At 56.5% G+C, this 15,180-nt stretch carries 10 protein-coding genes and 1 pseudogene; 5 read left to right on the top strand and 6 right to left on the bottom strand.

Going from position 1 to position 15,180, the window contains the following annotated elements:
* Nucleotides 1–134: 134 nt before the first annotated feature.
* From PGR29_RS07165 to PGR29_RS07155, 3 genes are read right to left on the bottom strand one after another with little or no spacing between them, the layout of a single operon-like run.
* Nucleotides 135–335: a YpfN family protein gene (locus PGR29_RS07165; protein WP_015365470.1), complete on the bottom strand. Its 201-nt coding sequence runs from the start codon at nt 333–335 to the stop codon at nt 135–137.
* Nucleotides 336–388: 53 nt separating this feature from the next.
* Entirely contained in the window at nt 389–1,516 is a 1,128-nt protein-coding gene (dapE, locus tag PGR29_RS07160) for a succinyl-diaminopimelate desuccinylase (RefSeq protein WP_113374476.1), read from the bottom strand.
* A 3-nt stretch (nt 1,517–1,519) separates the two neighbouring features.
* Complete coding sequence (locus PGR29_RS07155; protein WP_316424305.1) at nt 1,520–1,876, bottom strand: ArsC family reductase; 357 nt, start codon at nt 1,874–1,876, stop codon at nt 1,520–1,522.
* Nucleotides 1,877–2,231: 355 nt separating this feature from the next.
* On the opposite strand from PGR29_RS07155, the gene ypfM reads away from it, so the two are divergent.
* A complete protein-coding gene (gene ypfM / locus PGR29_RS07150) occupies nt 2,232–2,291 on the top strand; it encodes a protein YpfM (RefSeq protein WP_087867655.1) in 60 nt (19 codons plus the stop codon).
* 84 nt (nt 2,292–2,375) lie between these two features.
* Here ypfM and acrD read toward each other — a convergent pair whose 3' ends face one another.
* The gene (acrD, locus tag PGR29_RS07145; RefSeq protein WP_316424304.1) at nt 2,376–5,489 is read right to left on the bottom strand and encodes a multidrug efflux RND transporter permease AcrD; all 3,114 of its coding nucleotides are present in this window, start codon (nt 5,487–5,489) and stop codon (nt 2,376–2,378) included.
* A 383-nt stretch (nt 5,490–5,872) separates the two neighbouring features.
* Between acrD and aegA the strand changes: the two genes are divergently transcribed.
* From aegA to PGR29_RS07130, 3 genes and pseudogenes are all read left to right on the top strand, one after another.
* Nucleotides 5,873–7,843 (top strand): formate-dependent uric acid utilization protein AegA, encoded by a 1,971-nt coding sequence (gene aegA / locus PGR29_RS07140; protein WP_316424302.1) that lies wholly within the window; start codon nt 5,873–5,875, stop codon nt 7,841–7,843.
* A 58-nt stretch (nt 7,844–7,901) separates the two neighbouring features.
* Nucleotides 7,902–8,499 (top strand): annotated as a pseudogene (gene nudK, locus PGR29_RS07135) (GDP-mannose pyrophosphatase NudK).
* A gap of 77 nt (nt 8,500–8,576) precedes the next feature.
* Complete coding sequence (locus tag PGR29_RS07130) at nt 8,577–9,623, top strand: DUF1176 domain-containing protein (protein ID WP_087858432.1); 1,047 nt, start codon at nt 8,577–8,579, stop codon at nt 9,621–9,623.
* Here PGR29_RS07130 and tkt read toward each other — a convergent pair.
* Together tkt and tal are read right to left on the bottom strand one after the other, a co-directional pair.
* The gene (gene tkt / locus PGR29_RS07125; RefSeq protein ID WP_113374472.1) at nt 9,613–11,607 is read right to left on the bottom strand and encodes a transketolase; all 1,995 of its coding nucleotides are present in this window, start codon (nt 11,605–11,607) and stop codon (nt 9,613–9,615) included. The two genes, PGR29_RS07130 and tkt, sit on opposite strands and share 11 nt — an antisense overlap.
* Before the next feature lie 6 nt (nt 11,608–11,613).
* Nucleotides 11,614–12,582 carry a transaldolase gene (gene tal / locus PGR29_RS07120; protein ID WP_047038282.1) on the bottom strand — a complete coding sequence of 323 codons (969 nt, stop codon included), beginning with the start codon at nt 12,580–12,582 and terminating at the stop codon, nt 11,614–11,616.
* 293 nt (nt 12,583–12,875) lie between these two features.
* On the opposite strand from tal, the gene maeB reads away from it, so the two are divergent.
* A complete protein-coding gene (maeB, locus tag PGR29_RS07115) occupies nt 12,876–15,155 on the top strand; it encodes an NADP-dependent oxaloacetate-decarboxylating malate dehydrogenase (RefSeq protein WP_015365481.1) in 2,280 nt (759 codons plus the stop codon).
* Nucleotides 15,156–15,180: the final 25 nt, after the last annotated feature.

Raw genomic sequence — 15,180 nt, 5'->3', positions numbered from 1 at the left:
CAGCGCCACCGGGGAATTTTGAGGCCGCCAACACCGGCAGTTTCAGTTCGCAATGGTACGGGCCGTAGCCCGGGTAAGGCGTCAGCCGCTACCCGGGAATGCATCCAGCCTGCGCGATGACGGGGAGCGCAGGTTTACTTCTTCGGCTGGTCTTTGTTCGGCCAGTCGTCGTCGTCATCCCACTTGCTATTGAAGTCGCGATGCGGCGGCAGATCCGGTTTGTTGTCGAGATACTTTTTCGGGTCGACGCGATTAAGATCTTTAATCACGTTGATCATTACCCCGACTAAAAATACTAACACCAGAATCCACCAGTGGTTGATAAGCCATTCCATGCTGTGTCCTCTTTTTACCCCGCAGCGGCGCTGCGGGGTAATCGTTATTGTCGTCAGGCGACCAGTTGTTCCATGATGCGTTGATACATCCGCGCCAGCAGCTGCAGGTCGGCGGCGTTGACGCATTCATTAATTTTATGAATGGTCGCATTCACCGGGCCCAGTTCAACTACCTGCGCGCCCATGCGGGCGATAAAGCGTCCGTCAGAGGTACCGCCGGTGGTTAGCAACTGCGGTTTTACTTCATTATAGTGCTCAATGGCGTTCACGACCGCATCGACAAGATTGCCGCGACCGGTCAGGAATGGCTGGCCGGAAAGCCACCATTCGACGGTATAGCGCAGCTGATATTTTTCCAGCAGCGCGATGATGCGCGCCTTGATCATCTCGTCGGTCAGCTCGGTGCTGAAACGGAAGTTGAACTGAACGAACATATCGCCAGGGATGACGTTGTTACTGCCGGTGCCGGACTGCACGTTGGCGATTTGCATGCTGGTTGGCGGGAAGTATTCGTTGCCTTTATCCCATTCGATAGCCACCAGCTCCGCCAGCATCGGCGCCGCGCGGTGTACCGGGTTATCGGCGAGATGCGGATAAGCGACGTGGCCCTGGACGCCGTGAATCGTCAGGTTACAGGTGAGTGAACCGCGACGGCCGTTTTTCACGACATCGCCAACCACTTCGGTACTCGAGGGTTCGCCGACCAGGCAGTAATCAAGACGCTCGTTACGCGCCATCAGCGCTTCGACCACTTTAACCGTGCCGTGGGTGGCGCTGGCCTCTTCATCAGAGGTGATGAGAAACGCCAGACGGCCTTTGTGATTCGGGTACTGCGCGACAAAGCGCTCGGCGGCGACAACCATCGCCGCCAGCGACCCTTTCATATCCGCCGCGCCGCGGCCAAACAGCATGCCATCGCGGATAGTCGGTTCAAACGGCGGATTGATCCAGCGGTCGGCGTCGCCTGCCGGCACCACATCGGTATGGCCGGCAAAGGCCAGCGTTTCACCCTGTCCACGCCAGGCCCAGAAATTTTGCGTATCGCCGAAGTCCATCGCTTCAACGGTAAAGCCGATCGCCCGCAGGCGTTCAATCATTAACGCCTGGCATCCCGCATCATTGGGGCTAAGGGAAGGGCGGCGAATAAGCTGCTGAGCCAGCTCAATGACCGGGCAAGACATAGACTACACCTCGTTAATAAATTTTTCGTAGTTTGCTTCGCTAAAGCCCAGCAGCATAGGCTGACCGGGCGCGCAGAGCAATGGGCGTTTGATAATTGCCGGCATTTCCAGCATCAACGCCGCCGCCGCATCGGCATTATCGATCCCAGTGCGGACCGATTCATCGAGTTTGCGCCAGGTGGTGCCGCGGGTGTTAAGCAGCGCTTCCCAGCCTAATTCGGCAATAAAGGTATTCAGCAATTCGCGGTCCAGTCCGTCAACACGATAATCGTGGAAGCGATACTCTATCTGATGGGCTTCCAGCCAGCGGCGGGCCTTTTTAATGGTGTCGCAGTTTTTGATGCCGTACATGGTCAACATAATTAAACCTTCACGTTAAAAGAATATGTTTCTCAGTTTTTTCCGAATATATAAGCTTTGTTAAATAATACGTGAATCGGCTGGATAAATATAACTTTTCAGCCTTGTCTGATTAAAATTTGTTCTTTTTCTCGGCAGACTAAGATAATGAATTACAGGAATTCTGATATTAACAAAATGTTGCGTAATGTTGCTCCATGTCACATTAAATTTACATGAACCGGCTTATGGTAGCCGCAAGCCAGAGTATTCAAGGCTTGTGGCGACAAGAAAAGCGATTAGAGCGATAGATCGGACGAACTTCTCCTGAGCGGGGAAATTATCTAAAATCGCCATAATAATAAGAGAGGCTATTATGATTGAACATGAACTGGGGAACTGGAAAGATTTTATCGAAGATATGCTGCGTAAATAAAATCTGGCTTTGTCGGTACTGAAGACAATGTTTGACCCATGAAAAAGGCGACTGTGACAGTCGCCTTTTCTGTTATTTGCAGGTTTATTCCGTCCTCTCTTTCAGCGGGAAGCGGCGGCGTACCAACACGAAGAACAGCGGTACAAAGAAGATGGCCAGCACGGTGGCGGAGATCATGCCGCCCATGACGCCGGTACCAACAGCGTGCTGGCTGCCGGAGCCCGCGCCGGTACTGGTGGCCATTGGTAGCACGCCAAAGATAAACGCCAGTGAGGTCATCAGTATCGGGCGTAGACGCTGGCGGCAGGCCGATAGCGTGGCGGTCAGCAGATCTTCACCTTTCTGGTTGAGTTCGTTGGCGAACTCAACAATCAGGATGGCGTTCTTGGCCGACAGGCCGATGACCGTCAACAGACCTACCTGGAAGTAGACATCGTTTTCCAGGCCGCGCATCCAGGTCGCCAGCAGCGCGCCGATAACCCCCAGCGGCACCACCAGCATCACCGAGAACGGTACCGACCAGCTTTCATATAGCGCCGCCAGACACAGGAAGACCACCAGCAGAGAAATGGCATACAGGGCAGGCGCCTGAGCGCCAGACAAACGCTCCTGATAGGACATCGCTGTCCATTCCAGGCCGAAACCGTTCGGGAGCTGGTTGGCTAACTCTTCCATAATGGTCATGGCGGTTCCGGTGCTGACGCCAGGCGCGGCTTCGCCGACGATCTCGACCGCTGAGTAGCCATTGTAACGTTCGAGGCGCGGCGAACCTGTTTCCCAACGCGAGGTGGCGAAGGCGGAGAACGGTACCATGGTGCCGCTGTTGTTACGCACATACCACAAATTGATATCGTCCGGCAGCATGCGATATTTCGCCGCCGCCTGGACGTAGACCTTCTTCACGCGTCCGCGATCCATAAAGTCGTTTACGTAGCTCGAACCCCAGGCGGTCTGTAGCGTATCGTTAATATCATCAATGGAGACTCCCAGCGCTTGGGCTTTACGCTGGTCGATATCAACCTGTAGCTGCGGGCTGTCGTCCAGGCCGTTGTGGCGCACGCGGGTGAGCTGGTCGTTGTTCGCCGCCAGCTCCAGCAGCTTATCGCGCGCTGACATCAACGCCTCGTGGCCGTTACCAGCGTGGTCTTCAAGCTCCATATCGAAGCCGGCGGAGCTGCCGAGACCGCTGATGGCCGGCGGGCTACTGGCAAAGACGCGCGCTTCTTTAATTTTGTTGAAAGCCTTGGTCGCGCGCTCAATGATAGCGAATGAGGAGCCAGTGGTTGGGTCGCGTTGGTCCCAGTCTTTCAGGCGCACAAACATACGAGCAACGTTCTGGCCGTTGCCGCCGGGGCCGGAGCCGACGGTTGCAAATACCGACTCGACGTTACTCTTCTCGTTATTGAGGAAATAATCTTCCGCTTTCTGCACCACCTTCAGCGTCTGCTGTTGGGTGGAACCGCTCGGGAGCTGTATCGAGGTGGTGAACATACCGCGGTCTTCCAGCGGCAGGAATGAGGTCGGCAGATGCAGGAACAGCAGCACCATGCCGCCGAGCAGCAGGACATAAATCAAAATCCAGCGCAGCGAGCGGTGGAGAATTTTGCCCACGAAAGTTTCATAGCGGCTGGCGCTGCGGTTGAAGGTGCGGTTAAACCAGCCGAAGAACCCTTTTTGACCATGCACCTCGCCTTTATGAATCGGTTTTAACAACGTGGCGCACAGCGCCGGGGTGAGGATCATCGCTACCAGCACCGACAGCACCATTGCTGAAACGATGGTAATGGAGAACTGGCGGTAAATGGCGCCGGTGGTGCCGCCGAAGAAGGCCATGGGGACGAATACCGCCGATAGCACCATAGCGATACCGACCAGCGCCCCCTGGATCTGTTTCATCGATTTTCGCGTCGCTTCACGCGGCGAAAGACCTTCTTCGCTCATAATGCGCTCGACGTTTTCAACCACGACGATGGCATCATCGACCAGCAGGCCGATAGCCAGCACCGTCGCGAACATCGTCAGGGTGTTAATACTGTAACCGCAGGCGTAGAGCACCGCGAAGGTGCCCATCAATACTACCGGCACGGCGATGGTCGGGATAAGAGTCGCGCGGAAGTTCTGCAAGAACAAATACATGACCAGGAACACCAGCAGAATCGCCTCCAGCAGCGTTTTCACTACATCGGTAATCGAGGCTTTTACAAAAGAGGTGGTCTCGTAGGCGACTTTATACTGCAGCCCGTGCGGAAAATATTGCGACAGTTCATCAAGACGGGCGATAACGCGCTCGGCGGTGGCCATTTCGTTGGCGCCGGAGGCGAGCTTAATTCCCAGCCCCGAAGCGGCCTGACGATTATAGCGGCTCAGATAATCATATTTTTCTGCGCCCATTTCGACGCTGGCGACGTCGCCCAGCGTGACTTCCGAACCATCCTGATTAACGCGCAGGGTAATATCGCGGAACTGCTGCGGCGTTTGCAGCAGCGATTGCGAGTTTATGGTGGCGTTCAGCGCCTGCTTATCAACCGACGGCGTACCGCCCAACTGGCCGACGGCAATCTGCGCGTTCTGCGATTCGATGGCGTCAGTTACATCTTTCGCCGTCATCTGATAGCTGTTGAGTTTCGCCGGATCGAGCCAGATACGCATTGAGTACTGCGAACCATAGGCGTCGATATCGCCGACGCCGTTGACGCGGCTTAGAGGATCCTGCACGTTACTGGCGACGTAGTCGGCAATATCCTGCTTATCCATGCTGCCGTCGGTAGAGACAAACGCGAGAGTGAGAATGTTGGTGTCGCCGGTTTTGCGCACCGTGACCCCCTGATTCTGTACCGCCTGCGGCAGTTTACGCATCGCCGATTGCAGCTGGTTTTGTACCTGCTGTACGGCTTCATCCGGGTCGGTACCGGCGGTAAAGCTCAGGGTAACCGTTGCCTGACCGGTGGCGCTACTCTGCGATGACATGTACATGAGGTTATCAAGGCCGGTCATATTCTGTTCGATAACCTGGGTGACGGTATTCTCCAGCGTTTGCGCCGAAGCGCCGGGATAATTGGCCGTCACTCGGACGTTAGGCGGCGCCAAATCCGGATATTGTTCTACGGGGAGCGACAAAATTGCCAGCGTGCCGGTCAGGACTAATAAAATAGCCAAAACCCAGGCAAAGATGGGGCGATCGATAAAGAAATTCGCCATCGGAATCAGGACCTCATTGTGTACATTTTTTGTTATTTCGCAGCCTGTGATACTTTATAGATAACCCCGCAGGCAATCGTGGAGAAATTAAGGAGATAGTGTAATTTATCATGTGTCTTTTATGAGAGCGTAAAGAAACGTCTGTCGCTCCTCTCTGAATTTATATGCGCTTATCACGTCTTTTCTGTCATTCCGCCAAAGCCGCTTATTATTGCTCAGCTAAATGAAACAAAATTTCATTCAGGTCAATATTTTTGATCTAAACCGGATTCTGGTGAGAAAAGCCGATTTCTGGGCAAACGACCATTGTCCCACGGTCATGATGTCAGGTAATAAACAGTCATACTAAATGAGGGGTTATTAGCGATAAGCCGGAAGGATGTATGAACCACTTTATTATGAGCGATAGTCGCAAATGCATCGGATGCAGGGGCTGCGAAGTGGCCTGCGTGATGGCGCATAATGGCGAACAACATGTCTTGACCCCACAGCGCTTTTTGCCGCGCATTACCGTGATTAAAAACCAGAAACAGCGTAACGCGGTAACCTGTCGTCACTGTGAAGGCGCGCCCTGCGCGCGTAGCTGTCCTAACGGCGCCATTAGCCGGCAGGAAGACAGCGTATTGGTGCAGGAAGAAAAATGTATCGGCTGTAAATCCTGCGTGGTGGCCTGTCCCTTTGGCGTGATGCAAATCGTCGTCACGCCAAACGGCAGAGCGACGGCGCACAAATGCGACTTATGCCATGGTCGCGAAGCCGGGCCAGCCTGCGTGCAGAATTGTCCGGCGCAGGCGTTACAGCTGGCGAACGATTCCGCGTTAAGCGAGATGGCGAAAGCGCGGCGGCTGCGGGCGGCGCGTGCGGATGCGGCGTCCTGGCAACATCGGACTTTGACCGCCTTAGCGCCGACTACCGGCGATAAAGCCAGCCAGATGGCGGCCACGCCCGCCCGCGGCGAGGCGGATAAACTGGCGGCTGACGCGCGTAAACAGCACTTTGGCGAAATCTATTTGCCGTTCAGCGCCGCCCAGGCGCAGCGGGAAACGCAACGCTGTCTGAAATGCGGCGATCGCAGCATCTGCGAGTGGACCTGTCCGCTGCATAACCATATTCCGCAGTGGATCGAGCGGGTAAAAGCCGGCGACATCGCCAGCGCCGTTGAGCTTTCCCATCAAACCAACTGCCTGCCGGAAATCACCGGTCGCGTCTGCCCGCAGGATCGTCTGTGCGAGGGGGCCTGCACGCTGCGCGATGAGAGCGGCTCGGTGACGATCGGCAATATCGAACGCTATATCTCCGACCAGGCGCTGGCCGGCGGCTGGCGCCCAGACCTTTCGGCGGTAAAAGCCAGCGGCAAGAAGGTTGCCATCATCGGCGCCGGGCCTGCGGGCCTGGCCTGCGCCGACCTTCTGGCGCGTAGCGGCGTGGCGGCGGTGGTGTTCGATCGCCACCCGGAAATCGGCGGCCTGCTGACTTTCGGCATTCCGCCTTTCAAACTGGATAAATCATTGCTGGCGCGTCGGCGCGAGATTTTCAGCCAGATGGGCATCCGCTTTGAACTGAACTGCGAGGTGGGAAAAGACATCAAACTCGCTCAACTGCTTGCAGATTATGACGCGGTTTTCGTCGGCGCCGGTACCTATCGCTCGATGAAAGCCGATCTGCCCAACGAGGAGGCGCCGGGCGTGTATGAGGCGCTGCCGTTCCTTATTGCCAACACCAAACAGGTGATGGGGCTGGAAGCGCTGGCCGATGAGCCTTATATCGATACCGCCGGGCTGAAGGTTGTCGTGCTGGGGGGCGGCGATACGGCGATGGACTGCGTGCGTACCGCGCTGCGCCACGGCGCGCAACAGGTCACCTGCGCCTATCGTCGTGATGAAGCCAATATGCCGGGGTCGAAAAAAGAAGTCAAAAATGCCCGGGAAGAGGGGGCGAGCTTTGAATTCAATGTTCAGCCGATCACCCTTGAGCTCGGCGAGGACGGCCGGGTCAGCGGCGTGCGTTTTCTGCGCACCCAGCTTGGCGAACCTGACGCACAGGGGCGTCGCAGCCCGTCGCCGATCCCCGGCAGCGAATTTGTCATGCCTGCCGAAGCGGTCATTATGGCGTTTGGTTTCCACCCGCATTCGATGCCGTGGCTGGAAGCCGCAGGGGTACAGCTGGATAGCCGCGGGAGGATCAAGGCGAGCGTGGAGAGCCGCTATCGTTACCAAACCAGTAATCAGAAGGTCTTCGCCGGCGGCGACGCGGTACGCGGCGCGGATTTGGTGGTGACGGCGATGGCGGAAGGGCGGCATGCCGCGCAGGGGATCATGGACTACCTGGGCGTCGCTTCCGCACTGACGCACTAACGACAAAGCAGGCTCCGCGGCGTAGTATGACCGGGTTATTTCACGCTGCGGAGTTTGCATGTCACTTAATATCCACGTCATTAAAGATAAAATTCTCTCCGAAAACTATTTTCTGCTGCGCAACATGACCTATGAGTTGACGCGCCGCGACGGCAGCGTCGTGCGTCACAAACGCGAAGTGTACGATCGCGGCAACGGTGCCACGGTTCTGCTTTACAACCCCAGCAAGCAAAGCGTGGTACTGGTGCGCCAGTTCCGCGTCGCCACCTGGGTTAACGGCAACCCGGATGGCATGCTGATTGAAACCTGCGCCGGACTGCTGGATAACGACGCGCCAGAGGTATGTATCCGCAAGGAGGCGATCGAGGAGACCGGCTATCAGGTCGGCGAGGCGCGCAAGGTCTTCGAACTTTATATGTCGCCCGGCGGCGTGACCGAGCTGATTCATTTTTTTATTGCCGAATACAGCGAAGCGCAGCGCGCTAACCGGGGCGGCGGCGTGGATGATGAAGATATTGAGGTACTGGAACTGCCGTTCGTCCGGGCGCTGGAGATGGTCGCCAGCGGTGAAATCCAGGATGGCAAAGCGGTGATCCTGCTGCAATACCTACAAAATTCCGGCCTGATGTCGCGGGATCTCTGATAAATCTGATTGAGCAAAACCCCGCCAGTGCTGATGATAATGATGAATTAGAAATCACTCTGTCAGTCATACTTCGGGATTGTGCCGCTCATGCTTTATCGGGTTTTAATACTGCTTTTTTTCGGTTTTCTGCCGACATCGTTGGCGTGGGCGGCGCCAGCCCAGCAGCTGTTTGGAGACTGGCTTGTCACCTGCAACAATCAAAATTATTGCGTCACGCGTAATGTCGGGCTGCATCATGGATTGGTGATGACGCTAAGCCGCAGCGCGGGAGCGGCCACTGATGCCGCTTTGCGCATTGAACTTGGCGGCGTTGGTAATCCGGTTGCCGCGCTGGCGGCCATCGGCCCGCGGCTGCAGCTAGATGAAAAACCGCTGCATTTTGACGGTAAACATTGGCAGATTGCCGATAAGCTAATTAAAACCAGCGATAGCGTCAGCATCGACGCTTTCCTGCAGCAGGCCCAGGAGGGGAAAGAAATTACCCTGCAAAACGGTCTGCAAAGTATTTCATTAAAGGGCCTCAAGGCCGCGCTGCTATTTATTGATAATCGGCAAAAGCGGGTCGGCAGCGAAACCGCGTGGGTCGGCAAAGGTGAAGAACCACCGCTCAGCGTACCGCCAGCGCCGGCATTGCGAACCGTCGGCCAGGCGGAAGTGGCGCAATCGCCGCTTAGCCGCGACGAACTTAATGAGCTGATCGACTACGGCAATGAGCGGATGAACGCCAGCCCCTGTTCGCTGGATCCTTTCCGCCGGGAAATCCGCGTCACCGCGCTGACCGATGAGAAAGTTCTGCTGATGACCAGTTGCGAAGCGGGCGCCTACAACACCGTCTGGCTGGCGTGGCTGGTGTCGCGCAAAACGCCGCATCTCTCCCGCCAGGTGCGCCTGGCGCTGCCTTTCCAGCCTCCGGGCAATGCGCCGCGGGATATAGAGCTGATTAACGCCAGCTTCGATGAGCAGCGTCATGAACTGGTGACCTTCGATAAAGGCCGCGCGCCGGGCGATTGCGGAATCCAAACCCGCTGGCGTTATGACGGCCAGCGGTTTAATTTGACCCGCTACGCTCAGCAACCGCAGTGCGATAACTGGCAGGGGCCAGATGCCTGGCCCACACTATGGATCACCCGTTAAGCACTTTGCGGCTGACTTCGACAATATGTTCAGCGGTAAAGCCGAAGAACGGGAACAGCTTGTCGGCAGGCGCCGATTCCCCGTAGCGGGTCATACCAACAATTGCGCCTTTCAGGCCGACATATTTATACCAGTAGTCGGCAATACCGGCTTCGATAGCGACGCGGGCGCTAACATCGGAAGGCAGCACCGACTCGCGCCAGGCCTCATCCTGAGCATCGAAAACGTCGGTGGAAGGCAGCGACACCACCCGCACGTTTACGCCGCTGGCCAGCAGCGTCTCCGCCGCCTGAACGGTAATCTCGACTTCCGAACCGGTGGCGATAAGGATGAGATCCGGCTTGCCGCCCGCGTCCTTCAGAACGTAACCGCCGCGCGCAATTTCCTGCACCTGTTCCGGCGTACGGGCCATTTGCGCCAGATTCTGTCGCGAAAGGATTAACGCGGTAGGGCCGTCATTGCGCTCGATGGCCGCCTGCCAGGCGACGGCGGTTTCCACCTGATCGCACGGCCGCCAGGTACTAAAATTGGGCGTCAGGCGCAGGCTTGCCAGTTGCTCCACCGCCTGATGCGTTGGGCCGTCTTCGCCAAGGCCGATTGAATCATGGGTGTAGACCATAATCTGGTGCGCTTTCATCAGCGCCGCCATGCGCGCGGCGTTGCGCGCGTATTCGACGAACATCAGGAAAGTCGAGGTATAGGGAATAAAACCGCCGTGCAGGGCGATGCCGTTAGCTACCGCGGTCATACCGAATTCGCGTACGCCGTAGTGGATATAATTACCCGCCTGATCCTCTTTGATCGACTTAGAGCCGGACCAGATCGTCAGGTTACTGGGCGCCAGGTCGGCGGAACCACCGAGCAGCTCAGGCAAATCCGGGCCGTAGGCATTAAGCGCATTTTGCGAAGCCTTACGGCTGGCGATTTTCGCCGGTTCCGACTGTAGCTTCGCCACATAATCGTGGGCCGTTTTTTGCCAGTCAGCCGGGAGCTCACCTTCCATGCGGCGTTTCAGTTCAGCCGCCAGTTCTGGATACTGCTGCTGGTAAGCGGCGAATTTTTCATTCCACGCATGTTCTGCTTTCTCGCCGCGCGGTCGCGCATCCCAGCCCTGATAAATTTCTTTCGGGATTTCAAACGGCGGATATTTCCAGCCCAGCTGTTCGCGGGCCAGCGCGACCTCTTTTTCCCCCAATGCCGCGCCGTGCGACTCTTCGGAACCGGCTTTATTCGGTGAACCAAAGCCAATTATGGTGCGGCAAATAATCAGCGAGGGTTTGTCTGTTACCGCCTGCGCTTGCTGGATTGCCTGCTTCACCGCCTGCGGATCGTGACCGTCTATATCGCCAATCACGTGCCAGTGGTAGGCGCGAAATCGCTCGGCGGTATCGTCGGTGAACCAGCCTTCAACGTGGCCGTCAATAGAGATACCGTTGTGATCGTAGAACCCGATCAGCTTGCCTAACCCCAGGGTGCCCGCCAGCGAACTGGCCTCATGTGAAATCCCCTCCATCAGACAGCCATCGCCCATAAACACCCAAGTGTAGTGATCGACGATGTCGTGGCCGGGACGGTTAAACTGCGCCGCCAGCGTGCGTTCGGCGATAGCCATCCCGACGGCGTTAGCCAGCCCCTGGCCGAGCGGCCCGGTGGTGGTTTCCACGCCGGGGGTATAGCCATGTTCCGGGTGGCCCGGCGTTTTCGAATGCAGCTGGCGGAAGTTTTTCAGCTCATTCATCGGCAGATCGTAGCCGGTCAAATGCAGCAGGCTATACAGCAGCATCGAAGCATGGCCGTTAGACAAAATGAAACGATCGCGATCGTACCAGTGCGGATTTACCGGGTTGTGTTTGAGAAAATCGTTCCACAGCACTTCGGCGATATCCGCCATCCCCATCGGAGCGCCGGGGTGACCGGAATTGGCTTTCTGGACGGCGTCCATACTCAGGGCGCGAATGGCGTTAGCAAGCTCTCTTCGGGACATAGTCGTTTACTCCGTGACAAAGGATGACAGTTTTGCTGCTAGCAGATCTTCCAGTTTGCGTTGATCGACGGCGAACTGGCGAATACCTTCCGCCAGTTTTTCTACCGCCATCGGATCCTGGTTATGCTCCCAGCGGAATTCCGCTTCGCTCATCGGAACCGGGCGCGGCAGTATCTGATGAGCGGGGATGAGTTTGCGTACTACCGGCGCGTCGCTGGCCTGCAGCTCTTGTAACAAGGCCGGGGATATGGTGAGGCGGTCGCAGCCGACCAGCGCGAGGATTTGTTCGGTACGGCGGAAGCTGGCGCCCATCACGATGGTGTTGTACTTATGGAGTTTGAAATAGTCGTAGATATTGCGCACCGATTTCACCCCCGGGTCTTCATCAACCACGTAAGGATCTAACGGCTGACGCGCCTGATACCAATCGTAAATACGCCCGACGAAGGGCGAAATCAGAAACACGCCGGCTTCAGCGCAGGCGCGAGCCTGGGCGAAAGAGAACAGCAGCGTCAGGTTGCAGTGAATCCCTTCTTTTTCCAACACCTCCGCGGCGCGGATCCCTTCCCAGGTGGAGGCTAGTTTGATCAGGATCCGCGACTTATCGATCCCCATTTCCTGATAGAGAGCGACCAGATGGCGCGCTTTCTCGATACTTTTTTCACGATTGAAGGAGAGACGGGCATCGACTTCGGTGGAGACGCGCCCTGGGATGCTTTTGAGTATTTCCGCACCAAAATTGACCGCCAGTTTATCGCAGGCATTGGCGACCTGCGTCTCGCGGTTGCCGCCCTGTTTTGCAGCCCAGGCGAGGGCATCATCGATAAGCCCGGCGTAGTTTTCCAGTCCGGCAGCCTTTAAGAGCAGCGAAGGATTGGTGGTGGCATCTTCCGGCTGATAGTGGCGGATAGATTCAATGTCGCCGCTGTCGGCGACCACGGTGGTGAACTGTTTGATACTGTCTAGCTGATTCATTAAAAAGTACTCCTGGAACAATAAGTTGCATGAGTTCTTGTCGTTATGCGGTAGAGATGGTGATGAGGTACATAACTAAAAAGCATAGCAGACGGGGCTATCATTGACCGTGAAACTAGGTTACATAAATATTATAAATTGATAACAACCAGACCTTTGTGATGGCAAGAGTATGGCGGCCTTCAAAGTTTAAACCGCCGTCAGGCGCGATACTAAGCATCGCCTTAAGGCGGGCCGACGGCTCGCCATCACGCTTCACCCCCTACGATTCGATACGTGAAAGGAACCATAAAATGGATGAGCAGTTGAAACAAAGCGCCCTCGATTTCCACGAGTTCCCGGTACCCGGGAAAATTCAGGTGTCGCCGACTAAACCTCTGGCGACCCAACGCGATCTGGCGCTGGCATATTCGCCGGGCGTTGCCGCGCCGTGCCTGGAAATTGAGAAGGATCCTTTGGCCGCTTACAAATATACCGCTCGCGGCAACCTCGTGGCGGTGGTCTCTAACGGTACCGCCGTCCTCGGTTTAGGCAATATCGGCGCGCTGGCCGGAAAACCGGTAATGGAAGGAAAGGGCGTTCTGTTTAAGAAATTCGCCGGCATTGATGTGTTTGATATTGAAGTCGATGAGCTGGATCCTGACAAATTCATTAATGTCGTTGCCGCCCTGGAGCCGACATTTGGCGGCATCAACCTCGAAGATATTAAAGCGCCGGAATGTTTCTATATTGAACAGAAACTGCGTGAACGCATGAATATTCCGGTGTTCCACGACGATCAGCACGGTACGGCGATTATCAGTACCGCGGCAATTCTCAACGGTCTGCGGGTGGTGGAGAAGAATCTCTCCGATGTGCGGATGGTGGTCTCCGGCGCGGGAGCGGCGGCTATCGCCTGTATGAACCTGCTGGTGGCGCTGGGAATGCAGAAACACAATATCGTGGTCTGCGACTCGAAAGGCGTTATCTATAAAGACCGCGAAGCCAACATGGCGGAAACCAAAGCGGCCTACGCGGTGGAAGACGACGGGAAACGTACCCTCGACGATGTCATCGATGGCGCGGACATTTTCCTCGGCTGCTCCGGGCCGAAAGTTCTGACTCCGGAGATGGTCAAGAAGATGGCGCGCTCGCCGCTGATCCTCGCGCTGGCGAACCCGGAGCCGGAAATCCTGCCGCCGCTGGCGAAGGAAGTGCGCGACGACGTGATTATTTGTACCGGCCGTTCCGACTATCCAAACCAGGTCAACAACGTGCTGTGCTTCCCGTTCATCTTCCGCGGCGCGCTGGATGTCGGCGCGACGGCGATAAACGAAGAGATGAAGCTGGCGGCGGTTCATGCTATCGCCGAGCTGGCGCATGCCGAACAGAGCGAAGTCGTGGCTTCCGCCTATGGCGACCAGGACCTCAGCTTTGGCCCGGAGTACATTATTCCGAAACCGTTCGATCCGCGTCTGATCGTCAAGATCGCCCCAGCGGTCGCTAAAGCGGCGATGGAATCCGGCGTGGCGACGCGGCCGATTGCCGACTTCGATGCCTACATCGAGAAGCTGAGCGAGTTCGTTTATAAAACCAACCTGTTTATGAAGCCGATCTTCTCCCAGGCGCGCAAAGAGCCGAAGCGCGTGGTGCTGGCGGAAGGTGAGGAGACCCGCGTGCTGCACGCTACGCAGGAGCTGGTATCTCTGGGGCTGGCGAAGCCAATCCTCATCGGTCGTCCGAGCGTGATTGAAATGCGCATCCAGAAACTGGGTCTGCAGATCAAACCGGGCGTGGACTTTGAAATCGTCAATAATGAATCCGATCCGCGCTTTAAAGAGTACTGGAGCGAGTACTATCAGCTGATGAAGCGCCGCGGCATTACCCAGGAGCAGGCGCAGCGGGCGGTCATTAGCAACACTTCGGTCATTGGCGCGATTATGGTTCATCGCGGTGAGGCGGATGCGATGATCTGCGGAACCATCGGCGATTATCATGAGCACTATCGCGTGGTTCAGCCGCTGTTTGGCTTCCGCGACGGCGTCAGCACCGCCGGGGCGATGAATGCGCTGCTGCTGCCAAGCGGCAACACCTTTATCGCCGACACCTACGTCAATCACGATCCATCGCCGGAAGAGCTGGCGGAGATCACCCTGATGGCGGCGGAAAGCGTGCGTCGTTTTGGTATCGAACCGCGCGTGGCGCTGCTGTCGCACTCTAACTTCGGTTCAGCTGATTGCCCGTCCGCCAGCAAAATGCGCAAAACGCTGGAATTGGTGAAAGCGAGCGCGCCGGATCTGATGATTGACGGCGAAATGCACGGCGACGCCGCACTGGTCGAAAGCATCCGTAATGACCGTATGCCGGATAGCCCGCTGAAAGGGGCGGCTAATATTCTGGTGATGCCGAATATGGAAGCCGCGCGTATCAGCTACAACCTGCTGCGCGTCTCCAGTTCGGAAGGGGTCACCGTCGGGCCGGTACTGATGGGTATCGCTAAGCCGGTGCATATTCTGACGCCTATTGCCTCCGTGCGCCGTATCGTCAATATGGTGGCGCTGGCGGTCGTGGAAGCGCAGACCCAGCCGCTATAAGCACAATAAAAAAGTAAGCCCCGGT

The organism is Klebsiella sp. 141203, assembly GCF_032601985.1.
GTDB classification, from domain to species: domain Bacteria; phylum Pseudomonadota; class Gammaproteobacteria; order Enterobacterales; family Enterobacteriaceae; genus Klebsiella; species Klebsiella aerogenes.
Note: the sequence above shows the minus strand (reverse complement) of the source record. Positions and strands in the feature narration are given on the sequence as shown.

Coding starts and splice junctions, on each gene's coding strand:
- PGR29_RS07165 (WP_015365470.1), bottom strand. CDS start 335: ATGGAATGGCTTATCAACCACTGGTGGATTCTGGTGTTAGTATTTTTA.
- dapE (WP_113374476.1), bottom strand. CDS start 1,516: ATGTCTTGCCCGGTCATTGAGCTGGCTCAGCAGCTTATTCGCCGCCCT.
- PGR29_RS07155 (WP_316424305.1), bottom strand. CDS start 1,876: ATGTTGACCATGTACGGCATCAAAAACTGCGACACCATTAAAAAGGCC.
- acrD (WP_316424304.1), bottom strand. CDS start 5,489: ATGGCGAATTTCTTTATCGATCGCCCCATCTTTGCCTGGGTTTTGGCT.
- aegA (WP_316424302.1), top strand. CDS start 5,873: ATGAACCACTTTATTATGAGCGATAGTCGCAAATGCATCGGATGCAGG.
- PGR29_RS07130 (WP_087858432.1), top strand. CDS start 8,577: ATGCTTTATCGGGTTTTAATACTGCTTTTTTTCGGTTTTCTGCCGACA.
- tkt (WP_113374472.1), bottom strand. CDS start 11,607: ATGTCCCGAAGAGAGCTTGCTAACGCCATTCGCGCCCTGAGTATGGAC.
- tal (WP_047038282.1), bottom strand. CDS start 12,582: ATGAATCAGCTAGACAGTATCAAACAGTTCACCACCGTGGTCGCCGAC.
- maeB (WP_015365481.1), top strand. CDS start 12,876: ATGGATGAGCAGTTGAAACAAAGCGCCCTCGATTTCCACGAGTTCCCG.